The following is a 13,153-nucleotide window of genomic DNA, read 5'->3' as shown; positions in this document are numbered from 1 at the left end:
ACTTAAAATTAAACCCGGGTTTTTCTTTGCGATATTTCTCAATAAATTCCGGTATACAGATCAGATCCCGAGCAAAAAGTGTCGAAAGTTGTAACCTCCGCCGCGCACCTCAGATCGTAAGATCTGGGGGTTTTGTTGTTTTTGGATGTCTTGACAGCAAGAGCTACTGCATATACCTGGAAGCAGCCAAAAACTTATCTAAATCAGCAATCTTTTCATTATCTAAGTTTATCATATAATCGATCGCTTTAGCCTTGTCTGTGGCATGCTCATAATAAGACTTGCAGATGGCGTATCCTACAAAGTATCCCAGATCATCAGTATTATATAACCAGTCTTTTAACTCAGTCCCATGCATTTCCTGTTTAAATTTTTGCCATATTTCCTTTTCATGCTCCTTACCATAACGCATATACGGCGTTTTTAACGGGTGCTGTAACAACAATTCCGCTATAAAATCACATAAGCCTTCCGCAATACAAAATCCAAGCAGGTTTGTGTGGGCATTCTCCTCCATATCCCCTCCTTTGTGTTGGGTATGAGAGAGTTCATGCGCCACAATCTCCAAAATACCTTTATTGTCTTTAAAATAGTCTTGTAAAAAAGGGGTAAGTCCCACTGAATTAGTGGTGCTGTCTGATGCCCCAATCTCTGTCCCTATTAGTACTTCCGTTTGTGTAGTAGTCCCTCCAGTTTCAAGATATCCAATAGTAAAATAAATTGCCGGTGTTTTAAATGGGGGATATAGTTTTTTATATGCCGTTATTAATTTTTCAATATCAGCTTTACGCTCTTTTACTTTCAGTGTGTTAGGCCTGATAGATGCCCAGAAATCGGGATGAGCAAAAAAGCTTTTCTGAAATTTTGAGGGTGTCCAGTTTCTGATGCGGGCCAGTTCTTTTAATCCTTTGGTTCCCTTATCAAGATACATGGTCTGTATTAGTTGTATTTGCTGTGCAGCGTCATTAACAGTATGTACACTATCAAATGTTTTCCAAAACAGATCTATGTCTGAATAGTATATATTCGTTTGTGCACTGAGAGTGGTTGTAACAAATGATGTTAGCAATAAAATGATAACGTTTTTAATAAAGTGCATATAATAATTGGTTGAGGGAATAAATTTAAACATCTTTCCTCGTTAACATAAAATGTAACCAATAAATTGCTGAAGCAATAGCATTCCCTGTTACGACATCGTAATCTCATTATCTTTTAACCGTTGATAGACCTGTTGTAACATACGGCTCTTAAATGCTTCTTCCTGGTGTACATTCTGAATCCATACCTGTAGCTTCAGCGCTACGCTGCTATCATTAATACTCTTCACCAGTAATTCAGGCGCTACTTTGCCGATAATAGCATCCGAACCGGACACCTCTTCCAGGATAATTTTTTTCGCCAGCGGCAACGCTGCGGAAGGAGCAATGGTGAATAGCAGTTCTGTTCGTATATGATTATTGCTGAGTGTCCAGTTAATCAGTTTGGAAGATAGCAGATCGCCGTTAGGTACGGTGACTTCTGCGCCTTCTGTAGTCACCATTCTGCTGGATCGGATGCCAATATCTTTTACGCGACCTTTCTGTCCGGCTACTTCTACAAAGTCGCCAATCTTCAGCGGACGTTCAAAGATGAGGATCACGCCTGAAACGAGGTTGTTCACAATATTCTGTAACCCCAAACCAATACCTACGCCCAGGGCACCGAGTACCACGGTAATCTTATCCATCGGTAAACCGGAAGCCGCGATGGCAATCAGAAAACCGGCCACCAGCACCAGCAGGCGTAACAGCAGCAATCGGGAGCTTTTTTCTTTTACTTCACCTACCAGGTCTTCATCTGTCTCACCAAAAAAATAACCGATATACTTCTGGAAAAGATTGGAAATTAACAGAATCACAAAGAACAACAGAATATTGCCCAGCGTAAAAGAAGTATTGCCAATAATTCTGGGTGCGGTGATCAAGCTGCTGATACCACTATATAATTCATTGTAGATATTCAGGTTGGTGGTAAACACCATCAGCCATAATACCACCACCAGCACCACCAGCATTTTGTGTAGTCCTGCGCGTACCTTTTCAAAATCAAACCGGGCAGTAATGCCGCCTGCTATCCGGCTGGCCTGCATCTGGAGGTAAAAGGCTTCTTCCATGATCTGTATAAACACCGTGAGGCCAATCATTTGCAATAAACCGGCGATTGCAGCAGTACTATACACCTGAGCTATACTTAAACGGCCATACAGGTTGAACAGCGCCGCCAGTACATTCAAAATAATGAAGACCATAGACACAATTCTAACCAGCTTTCCGGCAGATAAATTTTTGTAAATGCGGAAATAAATAAACAAACCGGTCACTACAGACAAACCATTCAGTACCAGCATCCATATCCGGACACGCACATCAGGTACAACAGCTGCCGCGGTTGCCGTCGTAAGCAGGTATAATACAAAAATGCCGATCCAGTAAACAAACATCCGGCGTTCCCACTTGCGCCAGAACAAGATGGTCAGTAAAAACAGTAAAAAGGACTGCAACGAATCTATATAAGCCGACGGTGCATGCAGGTCAAAGAAAGAGGCGATATTAAGAATGATCACCAGCGTTCCTAAAACAGGAAGAGCCCGCAGATACTTTATGTAGGGCGGTTGTAGCAATTCGCTGCTGCCACCCTTTTTTATTCTTCTGAATTGTTTATTCACCCGGAAGAAAAATACCAGTCCTATCAACAACATCCATAACCAGGTATTGGAATGGTTGCGGGTATAATAATTCAGTATTTTTCCCAGTCCTTCAAATGATTTGGAAGATTGCTGAGCCAGCGTAGCAGCGGAGGAATCAGTACGGCTTTTATCTTCCCACAGGTAATTATATTCTTTACCGAAAGATTTAATACTAAAAATCCGCAACTGTTCATTGACCTTATTCTCCAGTTCTATCGCTTTAAAATAACTGCCTGAAATACCCGCCTGCAATACGGCAATTTTATCCAGATGCTGTGTGGTGGCTTTCTGTGCCTCATCCCATTTGCCTTTTAACTCCTTTAATTCAGGCAGGTAAAATTTCCTGAAAGTAGTGTCTGCTTTGATTTGCTTTACAAAGGAATCTTTGGTGAAGGCCATCATCTCTGCATTCATTCTCACGAGTTCCTTGTTGTAGTCGAACAACCGGGAGCGCCAGTCATCCAGATGTTCCCGCATATCGGCCAGTAATACGTGGAACATTTGCAGGTTGCGGATATTTAAAACCTTATTGTATAGCTTCAGGTTATCTTCAATAGTTTGCAGATTGGATTTTATTTCGGGGAGTTCTCCCTCCATACCGCGTGTATCAAATCCCCGGGAAGTGATATCATTGATGCGGTTCAGGGTGTTGTGGAGCTCCTCCATCCGTATCAACAGGCTGTCGGCACTCAGCTTCACGGGGCCGGGCGTAGCTGCGGCGACGGAGTCTTTTCCAGGTTGCGCATTAGCCGCGTTTCCAAAAAAATTAAAACAGCACAGGAAAACAAGTAATACTGGTATCCCCTTCGTGCATGTACCATGCATTGATTTTGTCATGTGTGTATAGGAAATAATGTCCCATTCAAAAAGCATACGCCCAGACGGGAAAGTTAAAACAAGTATTAAAAGATGTGACGGGTTATGGGGAGCAATTAAAAGCGGAATAAAGATAATGATATTTTTGTATATTTTCTTATTTTATCTGAAGGAAATATCGCAGATAGAGGGGCTGATATTCAGGCATTAATCATGTATTGGCAGGAATGAGAAATCCAGCATACGTTAAGCAGCTAATTCAGTTATTAAAAAATTGAGCTTTGAGCGATCGTTCAGGCATTTAGCAACTAACCAGAAAAGACGGATTGAATTTACGAATCTGTCTTTTCTGGTTAAGATACCGGCCTGAAATGCTACTTATTTCCCCAGCTTTTCAGTGAAGAAAGCAATCGTACGTTTCCACGCCAACTCAGCATCTGCTTTGTTGTAGCGTGGTGTAGTATCGTTATGAAAACCGTGATGTGTAGCCGGATAATGATAAACCGTATATTCCTTGCCGTTATCCTTCAATGCTTTTTCATAGGCAGCCCAACCACTGTTGATACTGGCATCGGATTCTGCATAGTGCAACTGAAGCGCAGCTTTGATATGAGGCACTTCCTCCAAAGGTGCCTGGGCACCATAAAAAGGAACTGCGGCTAGCAAATCGGGTACTCTGGCCGCCAGCATATTGGAAATCCAGCCACCGAAACAAAAGCCTACTACTCCTACTTTTCCGTTGCAATACTCCTGTCCCTTCAGGTAGTCGAATCCTGCGATGAAGTCTTCCAGCATTTCGTCCGGTTTCCTTTGGTTGTGGAGGGTACGGCCATCATCATCATTTCCGGGGTAACCTCCCAAAGGACTTAATCCATCCGGAGCCAGACTGATAAAACCAGCCAATGCAGCACGTCTGGCCACATCCTCGATGTGTGGGTTCAAGCCTCTGTTTTCATGAACGACCAGTATGCCTGGTAATTTTTTCTGGTTGCCTGCAGGCATACACAACAGCCCTTTTATGGTCCCTCCGCCCTGCGGAGAAGGATAGCTGATATATTCTGTAACAATGCGCGGATCATCCGGTTTTATCTGTATGGCATCTTTGTAATCAGGCATTAAAAAGGTAACCAGTGAAGCAACCGTCCATCCATCGACAGCATAGTTGGAGAGCTTTTCTGTAAACGCCTCCTTGCTTAAACGATTGTGTGCATAGTCGTTGTATAATTCAAAAACCGCGGGGTTGATATCTTCCTTATTAAGTTTTTTCATAAGCATGTATTTTAAAATTGATTTTTAAATTTCTTCAAAGAGTAATCCTGCAGGTTTTCTTACTTTCGGATTGTACTGTACTTTGTCTTCGGTACTTCTGTAGCCGGTTGCAGCAATCACGCAGGCATTGAGTCCTTTTTCTTCCAGTCTTAAAATGTTGTTGTAATGTTTCGGTTCAAAACCTTCCATTGGACATGCATCGATCTTTAAATCAGCACAAGCTGTTAGTAAAGACCCCAACGCGAGATAGGTCTGATTCTTCAACCAGTTGGTCGTTTGTTCCGGCGTTTTTTCCGCGATCTTTGCTTTCAGCGATGTGCCGTTTGCTGCCGCCCGGTCTGCGTCTATATGCAATATGCCGGATTTTGTGCGGATATAATCATCAATGTATTCATCCTTCACCGTTGAATAATTACAGAATACAAAAAGATGCGAACAGTCTGTAATCTGATGCTGATGCTGGGAAAATGGCTTCAACGTCTCCTTCAGCTCCTGGCTGGCGATGATGATCACTTTGTAAAGCTGCAGTCCGTAAGGCGATGGCGTTAATTGAATACTTCTTTTCAAAAGATCCAGCTCTGTCCGGGGAATTTTCCGTGTTGTGTCAAACCTTTTGGTGGCGTACCGCCATTCCATATTTTTAATGAAATCCATTGTACTGATTATTGGATAAACTTGCTTGAAATACTGTTTATTTTGAACTGATTAAAATTATTCCTATTAACATGGCCGCGACGCCGATTGTTTTCTTTAGCGTGATGGGCTCCACTGGCAGGTTCAACCAACCGAAATGTCCGGCAATAACGGAAAGCATTAGTTGTCCACATAATCCCAGTGCTATCATTTTCGAAGCGCCCAGTTTAGGAATAGTAAAATAATACAAGGTGATTCCGGTTACACTAAACAAGCCACCTATAAACCACAGATACCAGGGGATTTGTTTAGCGGTTTGAAGGCTGGGGATCTCTTTTGAGAAAAACAGCACAAAAACAGTGGCAAAAATAAAACTGCTGGCAGACTGTGAAATGGAGGCAAGGACCGGCATTTTGAGCAATGAACCCAACCGGGCATTAAAACCGGCCTGTATAGCCAGACAAACACCTCCGAAAAAAGCTACTACGGAAACAAAATATTGATTCATAGGGCAAAATTATCCCTAAGTATCTTCATTGTTCTTTACATATGTTGAGTGGAATCTCTTTTCTTTAAATCCTTCCGGATGCGACTTAACTGCGTGGGTGTAATGGCCAGGTGCGAAGCAATATGTTGTAACGGAATTCTTTTGTCTATATCCGGATATGCGGCCAGCAGCTTCTGATATCTGATGGTGGCGTTTTCCATTACCAGGGAAATTTCCCTTTGCTCTTTATCGATGATCCAGTTTTTTTCGAGATAAGCAATATAAAAACGCTTCAGTTCATCATTGTTATAGATGAGTTCTTTATACTGGCTATAATTCATTCTGATAATGGTAGTATCTTCAATAGCCTGCAGAGTGAATTCTGACGGGGCTTTTAACAGTGCGGAGACAGCAGATCCGGCAAACTGCCTTTCCAGAAAGATGTTTTTATTATAGGTATTTCCCTGATCATCTGTAAAAAAAGCGATCATGGCTCCCTGGCAAATGAAATTAAGATGCTTGGAAACCTGTCCGATATTTAACAGTATCTCCCCTTTATCTAACCGGTGAAAACTGATAATATCCTGTAACAGCTGAAAAGCTTTATCCGAAATCGGATAGTATGTCAGGAGCTTTTCCCTGAACTCAGCTAAATATTTCTCTTCTTCGGTCATGAATATCCTTCGACCAGCCAATTTACGGGATTTATTTGTGTATATCTAAGTATCAGCCAACATTAAGTGTTGCAGCCCTGGCACTGAAAGAGTTAGGTAAACAAAGCTTGAAAAACAGATCCACCAAAGACGAAAAAGCCGCATACATCTTTCGATATATGCGGCTTTGTTGTTTTTTACACGAGGGCCTTAGCGTTTTGTGGTTGGCTGGCCTTCCCAGTAATCGGAAGCGTCTACCGGATCGAGGTAGGTACCATCAAATCCTGCGTCGAGCAGTTTCTGCGTGTAGGAGTTGGCGTTACCATAAATAAAGGCTTTCCACTCCGGCATCCAGTAGCGTACGTTATAGTTGCCTCCCCAATCAGGGTCCAGGTCGCCGAACCATGCAGGCTTATTGTCGGGCCATGATGGATTCCAGTACCAGCGGTAATCCTCTGCCTGTCCGATGCTCATGTAGGCCAGCACCAAACGTTTGGCTCCGTTTTTTTTCACTTTAAGGGAATTGATCTGATCTTTTGTCCAGGTAACGCTTTCGTTATCAAGCTGAAAAGCGTCAATAATCAGTACATCGTAGTTGGTAGCTTTCAGATTGTTGAGGTACTGGTTATTGGTTGGATGGATCAGGTAGAGAAAGTTTTTTGCATCAGCGAGTGTGTTGATGTTGTTTGCATTCTCATGATAGGGAGCGCCGGCTGGTATGGCTTTCAGTTCACGGCTGGAAGTTGCAAAAGAGATAAAGCCATTTGCCTCATTCTTTTGGTAAGAAGCGGTTACTTTCGTTGCAGTGCTGCAGTAATCTGTCGTAAGAACCGTGAGTTTGTTGGCAGTACCAATTTTCAGGAGGCTCACCCATGCATTGGTGATATTAGAGGGAGTAGCTAAGTCATCATTGTTTTCATAACCATAGTATAACTCTTCTCTTCCAATGCCATCGAGGGCTTTGAGGTAGTTGGCTGCAACAGGGCCGGCAGGACTTCCATTGGTAGTGATCAGTTCCGTACTGTTTTGTGCTACCACAATGAATCCGGGTTTCTGTGCACGTGCCCAGGCGCTGATATCCTGAATAAAGGTGCGCAGTTCCTGGCGGTAATCGATCAGTTCCGTTTTGGGAGATGTCTTACTAACATTCTTGTTGCTGTTGTTTTCTGATAATTCCTTTTTGCTACATGATGTGAGGCCAAGTAGGCAGATCATGATGAGGGCAAGGTTGCTACAAATTGAACGCATGGTGTTTGGGTTTCGGTTTAAGGATTTTAAGGTTTTTCAGTATTAATAACGGAGAAAAAACATTATCCCTCTGTTTCTTCAAATTAAATATCATTATTTTTTTTCACAGCGGCATCATATATAATTCGCATCTGTTAGTATAGTATGGTATCCAATTAATTTCAGGATAAGCCCTATATTTGAGCCCTTGTTTACTTTTAATTCAATTAATTATGGAAGATGTAAAGGCGCTCAATAAAGTGGCGGAGTTTCACACCACCTTTAAACACCCGATTGAAAAGACACCTGTTATTCCCGATCAGCAAAGATGTGATTTAAGAGTATCGCTTATAAGTGAAGAGTTAAAGGAGTTACAGCAGGCAATTTCAGATAAAAATCTTGTTGAAATTGCAGATGCCTTATGCGACTTACAATATGTATTAGCCGGGGCTATCCTGGAGTTTGGATTAGGAGAAAAATTCAATACGCTGTTCAGTGAAGTGCATCGGTCAAACATGAGTAAGGCATGCAAAACCATTGAAGAAGCCGAAAAAACCATTGAACATTACAAAACCCATCACAACACGGATTGTTATTACAATAAAGTGGACGGCCTGTATCTTGTTTACAGAAAGTCTGATAACAAAACACTGAAATCTGTTAATTATTCGGCAGCTGAGCTTAATAACATTTTAGTTTAAACCGATGATAGCATCATCGGTTTAAATGTTCAGTCTCCGGAGTCGGGAAACACCGTATCCCATTTTCCAAACAGCGTTAAACCGGCAGATTTAGCCAGCGCCACAGAAGCCAGATTATCCAGCTGGCACCGGTACTGTGGTTCATATCCGTTTTCAAGGGCGTATTGGCAGATGGCACGTACCACATGACGGGCATGTCCTCTTCCTCTGAAAGCATCGAGTGTCAACACACCCAGGTCCATGATCTTTGTATCTTCCCAGGCATATATGCTGGCCGCACAAACCAGACGGTCTTCATCAAAAGCCCCAAATACCGCCCAGTGGTCCAGTTCCACATAAGCGCCATCCAGGTCTTCTGCGGAGGCAAGGGAGCAAAACGCATCAAAAATCGCTTTGTCCTGTGCTGTCAACCGGCGCAGGTTAGCTTTCACCGGTTCCTGCAACAATATCTGCTTCTCTGCTTCTGAGAAATAAAAAAGATAATCAGCACCATGCAGCAGGATGCCCGCTTCATTTAGTTTCTGGCGGAAGTCTGGCTCTGACAAATTTTGTTGCGGATGAAGGTCCAGATGATCTGCCAATGCAGGAGTCAGGACTACCCTCACCTGGCCGTCGGGCATTTCAAGCACCATTATGGGACTATCTTCGTCCAGGTGCGGGCTAACAGTCACCATAAACAAATTATCACTACAGAGGAGGGTTCCGTTCAAAAAGGGCGCCTGCCAGCAGTCGATTATCGTTTGTGAAAATATAGGCATCATTATCAAATATACGGACTAAATCGCAGCCGTTGATGCAATTGCGTATAGGCGTCTGCGGTATTCTGTTTTCGGGGTTCAACTTTTACGTAACAAGGGCTGGGTGCTGCAACGGAAGGCACCTCCGAGGCTGCGTGATACCTGAAAATCCACATACTCCACTTTGACTCCGTGTTTAGCGATCTGTTCTCCGATATGCTTAAACGCAGGATCGGTCACATATATCTCAGGGCTGACCGGAAGTCCATTGGTAGCCAGCTGAGAAGTTTCTTCAAGGGTAACCGGAATACGATCCCAGGAACGTAATTTTTCCGGCACGCCATCTTTAAAAGCAGCTTCACAAATGACCATCAGGCCTTCACGTATCAGTCCCAGTGCACAGTCCAGATGTAGGATCTCCGGTTGCAGACGCACTACTTCCAGTGTATAACCGTGCGGCTTCAGTAATTTTTCGAGCCAGCGTGCGCCCAGTGTGTTGGAAGCCAGCCCCGAGTTGCCTACAAAAATATGTTTATCGAGTACAAGCACATCCCCTCCTTCGATAAACGGCCCAGGTCCCAGCGTAAGATCGTCAGCTGCAGCCACTTCCGGGCGGGGAGTGGCCACATACATACAGTCTTCCGGATATACATGTTTGAGGATGATATCCCTGATGGGGAGTATTTCCATTCGCCGGTGCAGAAAACGAAGAGAGCCTTCAATGACCAGATTGCCGATGGTAAAGAAAGGATCACGGGTAAAAAAATTAGCGTAACCATCATCGCCGGCAGCCCGTTTTTCGTCGGTGGTCAGCCGCCGCGGACGCAGCACTTTCACACCGTGTTTTGTCAGTACTGCTTCCAGTGCAGTACGTTCATTTTCCCATGCATGCTGACTTTCAGGATATGCCTCCGCGTAATCCATACCGGCTTTTTCATACATTTCGGTGAATGCTTCAGGGCGTAAAAATTTAAGATCCTCTTCACGGGGTACTTTAGGCATTCCAAATTCTGATTCAGCCAGTACGACCGTTTGCAGCGGAGCAAATTCACTTTCAACAAAAATCATTGCTTTAATGATTATTAATGAAGAAAAAGATGACTGTATGAATTTACTAAATCTCAGGATGCTATCTATCGGAAAAAATAAATTTCAGCGGATAGCAACGGCAGCCATAAAGATCATCAAAACCGCTCCCATCCTTAACTTCAAAGAATAATATTTTTTCCAAAGAGTCAACTTTTTCTATCAGTTAATCCTTATTTATTCATCTCACCACCCAAATATTTCTGACCCCGAATAATAACAAATCCTGCATAGTGATAGTGATTATGACAGCAGAGATTGGTGTAGGCCCCTTTGAAAAAATGTAGCAAGACAGACAACACGTTATTAGCGGACCGGTCGATGGAACGATGCTTTCACTCCACGATGCTTAATTCTTCACATCAAAAAAACGCAAAGAGATGACAACTTCATTTAAAAAACTGCTGGCAGCAAAACTGGCTGCCGGGACGCACCCCAAAAATGTCCATTCGGGAATAGCGGCCATGCTCGTAATGCTTTTAATGATGGCCTCCAGTTGCCACAAATTTGACCACCCTGACTGCGATGACTGTGATTGTTTGTCGAAAGACTACAAACAAACCAACCTTGTTTCTGATACAGCAGGTTTTGGTGCGGGCCGTATCGACGCTAATCTTGTTAATGCCTGGGGCATTGCCGTAGGCTCCAATGGCGCTTTCTGGATTTCAGCCAATGGTACCGGCCAAAGTGTTATCTATGATAAAGATGGCAATGCGCTGAGAGGACCGGTATTCATTCCTTCTCCTTCCGGCCATGGCGCTGGTGCACCTACCGGTGTAGTATTCAATAGCTCCACCAGCTTTGGTGGTGCCCGTTTTATCTTTGCTACAGAAAATGGTACCCTTGTATCCTGGAAATCCGGTGACTCTGGTGTTATTAAGGCAGACCGTTCCCCATTTGATGCTGTTTACAAAGGTATTACTATCGCGAGCGACAGTGGCAAACTCTATATTTATGCCACCAATTTCCACAATGGAACTGTAGACGTATTTGATACCGCTTTCCATTATATTGCGTACAAACAATTCCGCGATCCGAATATTCCAGCCGACTTCGCGCCATTTAATATCAAGAACATCGACGGCTCATTATTTGTGACTTACGCCAAACAGAAGCTCCCTGACAGACATGATGATCAGGCAGGTCCTGGCAATGGATATATCAATATTTTCAGACCTAATGGCTCCCTTGTAAGAAGGTTTGCTTCTCAGGGTACGCTTAATTCTCCCTGGGGTATTACAGAAGGTTGCAGCGGCGGACTTGGTGACGATGTGATCCTGGTTGGCAACTTCGGCGATGGCCGCATCAATGCCTATAAAGAAAATGGCACCTTCCTCGGACAACTCAAGAAAGGTAATGCTCCGCTGAAGATTGATGGATTGTGGGCTATTGAAAGTCGTATAACCGGTACCGGAAATAAAATATTTTTCACTGCAGGCCCTACGGAAGAATCCCATGGCCTCTTTGGTTACATTCTGAAGAATTAACATCCACAATACAGTACATCTACCAGGAATTGCAGCAGCACAGCGGCCGGGCACAGTATAGTACCCGGCCGTCCTCTTTGGACATTCAGGTTCAGGAAACGATACTCCCACTCCATGATGCATTATTTCCTTCACTTCTAAACCGTAGCAAGATGACAACTTCATTTAAAAAACTGCTTGCAGCAAAATTGGCTGCCGGAACTCATCCCGGAAATATGTATTCCGGAATGGCGGTGGTGCTGGTCATGCTTTTAATGATGGTTACCAGTTGCCGCAGATTCAACGACCATGACTGCAACGATTGTGATTGTTTATCTAAAGACTACAAACAAACGAACCTGGTTGCTGATACCGCTGGTTTTGGTGCGGCTCACATTGATAAAAATCTTATCAATGCCTGGGGCCTTGCCGTAGGCCCTACCGGCGCTTTCTGGCTTTCATCCGCTGGTGCAGGCGTAAGCGTTATCTACGATAAAGACGGCAATACATTGAGAGCTCCTGTGATTATCCCCACAGATAACGTTCAAAACCGCGCTATTCCAACTGGTGTAGTATTCAACAACACCCCTGGCTTTGGCGGTGCCCGTTTTATTTTTGCAACAATAAATGGTACCATTTTATCATGGAAGTCCGGCGATACTGCTGTTGTAAAGGTGATCCGCGATAAAGAGGGTTCTGAATACACAGGCCTTACCCTCGCCAGCGATAGTGGCAAATCCTATATTTACGCTGCCGATTTTAGCAATGGGGCTATAGACGTTTTTGATACTGCTTTCAATTATGTTGGCTACAAACAATTCCATGATCCGGGCCTTCCGGCAGACTACGCCCCTTTTAATATCCGGAACATCGACGGTTTACTGTATGTGCTCTATGCCAAACAGCAGCTCCCTGAAAGGCGCTTCAACCAGCCTGGTCCTGGTAATGGATTTGTAGATGTTTACAAACCTGATGGTTCCTTTGTGAGAAGATTTGCTTCCCAGGGCACACTCAATTCCCCATGGGGTATAACAGAAGGCTGTAGCAGCTTTAGCGGGTTGGGAGATGACGTGATCCTCATCGGCAACTTCGGCGACGGCCGTATCAATGCCTATAGTAAAAACGGTACTTTCCTCGGACAACTCAGGAAGGGTAACGCCCCACTGAAGATTGACGGATTATGGGCACTTGAAAGTCATGTGACCGGTGCCGGTAATAAAATATTTTTCACCGCAGGCCCTAATGGAGAATCTCACGGCCTCTTTGGTTACATACAGAAGAACTAACATTCAAAAATACAGCACATCTACCAGGAATTGCAGCAGCACATCCGCCGGGCACTGTATCGTG

The 13,153-nt window shown here is 43.8% G+C and carries 12 protein-coding genes; 3 read left to right on the top strand and 9 right to left on the bottom strand.

Annotated elements, in window-relative coordinates; genetic code table 11:
• Window positions 1-163 precede the first annotated feature (163 nt).
• From KD145_RS25250 to KD145_RS25220, 7 genes are all read right to left on the bottom strand, one after another.
• Complete coding sequence (locus KD145_RS25250) at window positions 164-1,099, bottom strand: DUF2268 domain-containing putative Zn-dependent protease (protein WP_212002608.1); 936 nt, start codon at window positions 1,097-1,099, stop codon at window positions 164-166.
• Between the two features lie 90 nt (window positions 1,100-1,189).
• The gene (locus KD145_RS25245) at window positions 1,190-3,553 is read right to left on the bottom strand and encodes a mechanosensitive ion channel family protein (RefSeq protein WP_212002607.1); all 2,364 of its coding nucleotides are present in this window, start codon (window positions 3,551-3,553) and stop codon (window positions 1,190-1,192) included.
• A 369-nt stretch (window positions 3,554-3,922) separates the two neighbouring features.
• Complete coding sequence (locus tag KD145_RS25240; protein WP_212002606.1) at window positions 3,923-4,813, bottom strand: dienelactone hydrolase family protein; 891 nt, start codon at window positions 4,811-4,813, stop codon at window positions 3,923-3,925.
• A gap of 24 nt (window positions 4,814-4,837) precedes the next feature.
• On the bottom strand, window positions 4,838-5,467 hold the full coding sequence (locus KD145_RS25235; RefSeq protein WP_212002605.1) for an NAD(P)H-dependent oxidoreductase: 630 nt from the start codon (window positions 5,465-5,467) through the stop codon (window positions 4,838-4,840).
• A 37-nt stretch (window positions 5,468-5,504) separates the two neighbouring features.
• Complete coding sequence (locus tag KD145_RS25230; RefSeq protein ID WP_212002604.1) at window positions 5,505-5,954, bottom strand: DMT family transporter; 450 nt, start codon at window positions 5,952-5,954, stop codon at window positions 5,505-5,507.
• A gap of 35 nt (window positions 5,955-5,989) precedes the next feature.
• Window positions 5,990-6,628, bottom strand: coding sequence for a Crp/Fnr family transcriptional regulator (locus tag KD145_RS25225; protein ID WP_249219555.1), 639 nt, complete (start codon window positions 6,626-6,628; stop codon window positions 5,990-5,992).
• 168 nt (window positions 6,629-6,796) lie between these two features.
• Window positions 6,797-7,834 (bottom strand): endo alpha-1,4 polygalactosaminidase, encoded by a 1,038-nt coding sequence (locus tag KD145_RS25220; protein WP_212002603.1) that lies wholly within the window; start codon window positions 7,832-7,834, stop codon window positions 6,797-6,799.
• Between the two features lie 212 nt (window positions 7,835-8,046).
• Here KD145_RS25220 and KD145_RS25215 point away from each other — a divergent pair, with 212 nt between their 5' ends.
• Window positions 8,047-8,514, top strand: coding sequence for a nucleoside triphosphate pyrophosphohydrolase family protein (locus tag KD145_RS25215; RefSeq protein WP_212002602.1), 468 nt, complete (start codon window positions 8,047-8,049; stop codon window positions 8,512-8,514).
• Window positions 8,515-8,543: 29 nt separating this feature from the next.
• Here the strand turns inward: KD145_RS25215 and KD145_RS25210 are convergent, their stop codons facing one another.
• A complete protein-coding gene (locus KD145_RS25210; RefSeq protein WP_212002601.1) occupies window positions 8,544-9,188 on the bottom strand; it encodes a GNAT family N-acetyltransferase in 645 nt (214 codons plus the stop codon).
• Window positions 9,189-9,350: 162 nt separating this feature from the next.
• A complete protein-coding gene (locus KD145_RS25205) occupies window positions 9,351-10,319 on the bottom strand; it encodes a dimethylarginine dimethylaminohydrolase family protein (RefSeq protein ID WP_212002600.1) in 969 nt (322 codons plus the stop codon).
• A gap of 398 nt (window positions 10,320-10,717) precedes the next feature.
• Between KD145_RS25205 and KD145_RS25200 the strand changes: the two genes are divergently transcribed.
• Both KD145_RS25200 and KD145_RS25195 read left to right on the top strand, forming a co-directional pair.
• Window positions 10,718-11,824, top strand: coding sequence for a TIGR03118 family protein (locus tag KD145_RS25200; RefSeq protein WP_212002599.1), 1,107 nt, complete (start codon window positions 10,718-10,720; stop codon window positions 11,822-11,824).
• A gap of 152 nt (window positions 11,825-11,976) precedes the next feature.
• On the top strand, window positions 11,977-13,089 hold the full coding sequence (locus KD145_RS25195; protein ID WP_212002598.1) for a TIGR03118 family protein: 1,113 nt from the start codon (window positions 11,977-11,979) through the stop codon (window positions 13,087-13,089).
• Window positions 13,090-13,153 lie beyond the last annotated feature (64 nt).

This window comes from Chitinophaga sp. HK235, assembly GCF_018255755.1.
GTDB lineage: Bacteria > Bacteroidota > Bacteroidia > Chitinophagales > Chitinophagaceae > Chitinophaga.
Note: the sequence above shows the minus strand (reverse complement) of the source record. Positions and strands in the feature narration are given on the sequence as shown.

What these genes read in the sequence shown, in the direction of transcription:
- KD145_RS25250 (WP_212002608.1), bottom strand. Translation starts at nt 1,099, where the DNA reads ATGCACTTTATTAAAAACGTTATCATTTTATTGCTAACATCATTTGTT.
- KD145_RS25245 (WP_212002607.1), bottom strand. Translation starts at nt 3,553, where the DNA reads ATGCATGGTACATGCACGAAGGGGATACCAGTATTACTTGTTTTCCTG.
- KD145_RS25240 (WP_212002606.1), bottom strand. Translation starts at nt 4,813, where the DNA reads ATGAAAAAACTTAATAAGGAAGATATCAACCCCGCGGTTTTTGAATTA.
- KD145_RS25235 (WP_212002605.1), bottom strand. Translation starts at nt 5,467, where the DNA reads ATGGATTTCATTAAAAATATGGAATGGCGGTACGCCACCAAAAGGTTT.
- KD145_RS25230 (WP_212002604.1), bottom strand. Translation starts at nt 5,954, where the DNA reads ATGAATCAATATTTTGTTTCCGTAGTAGCTTTTTTCGGAGGTGTTTGT.
- KD145_RS25220 (WP_212002603.1), bottom strand. Translation starts at nt 7,834, where the DNA reads ATGCGTTCAATTTGTAGCAACCTTGCCCTCATCATGATCTGCCTACTT.
- KD145_RS25215 (WP_212002602.1), top strand. Translation starts at nt 8,047, where the DNA reads ATGGAAGATGTAAAGGCGCTCAATAAAGTGGCGGAGTTTCACACCACC.
- KD145_RS25210 (WP_212002601.1), bottom strand. Translation starts at nt 9,188, where the DNA reads ATGGTGACTGTTAGCCCGCACCTGGACGAAGATAGTCCCATAATGGTG.
- KD145_RS25205 (WP_212002600.1), bottom strand. Translation starts at nt 10,319, where the DNA reads ATGATTTTTGTTGAAAGTGAATTTGCTCCGCTGCAAACGGTCGTACTG.
- KD145_RS25200 (WP_212002599.1), top strand. Translation starts at nt 10,718, where the DNA reads ATGACAACTTCATTTAAAAAACTGCTGGCAGCAAAACTGGCTGCCGGG.
- KD145_RS25195 (WP_212002598.1), top strand. Translation starts at nt 11,977, where the DNA reads ATGACAACTTCATTTAAAAAACTGCTTGCAGCAAAATTGGCTGCCGGA.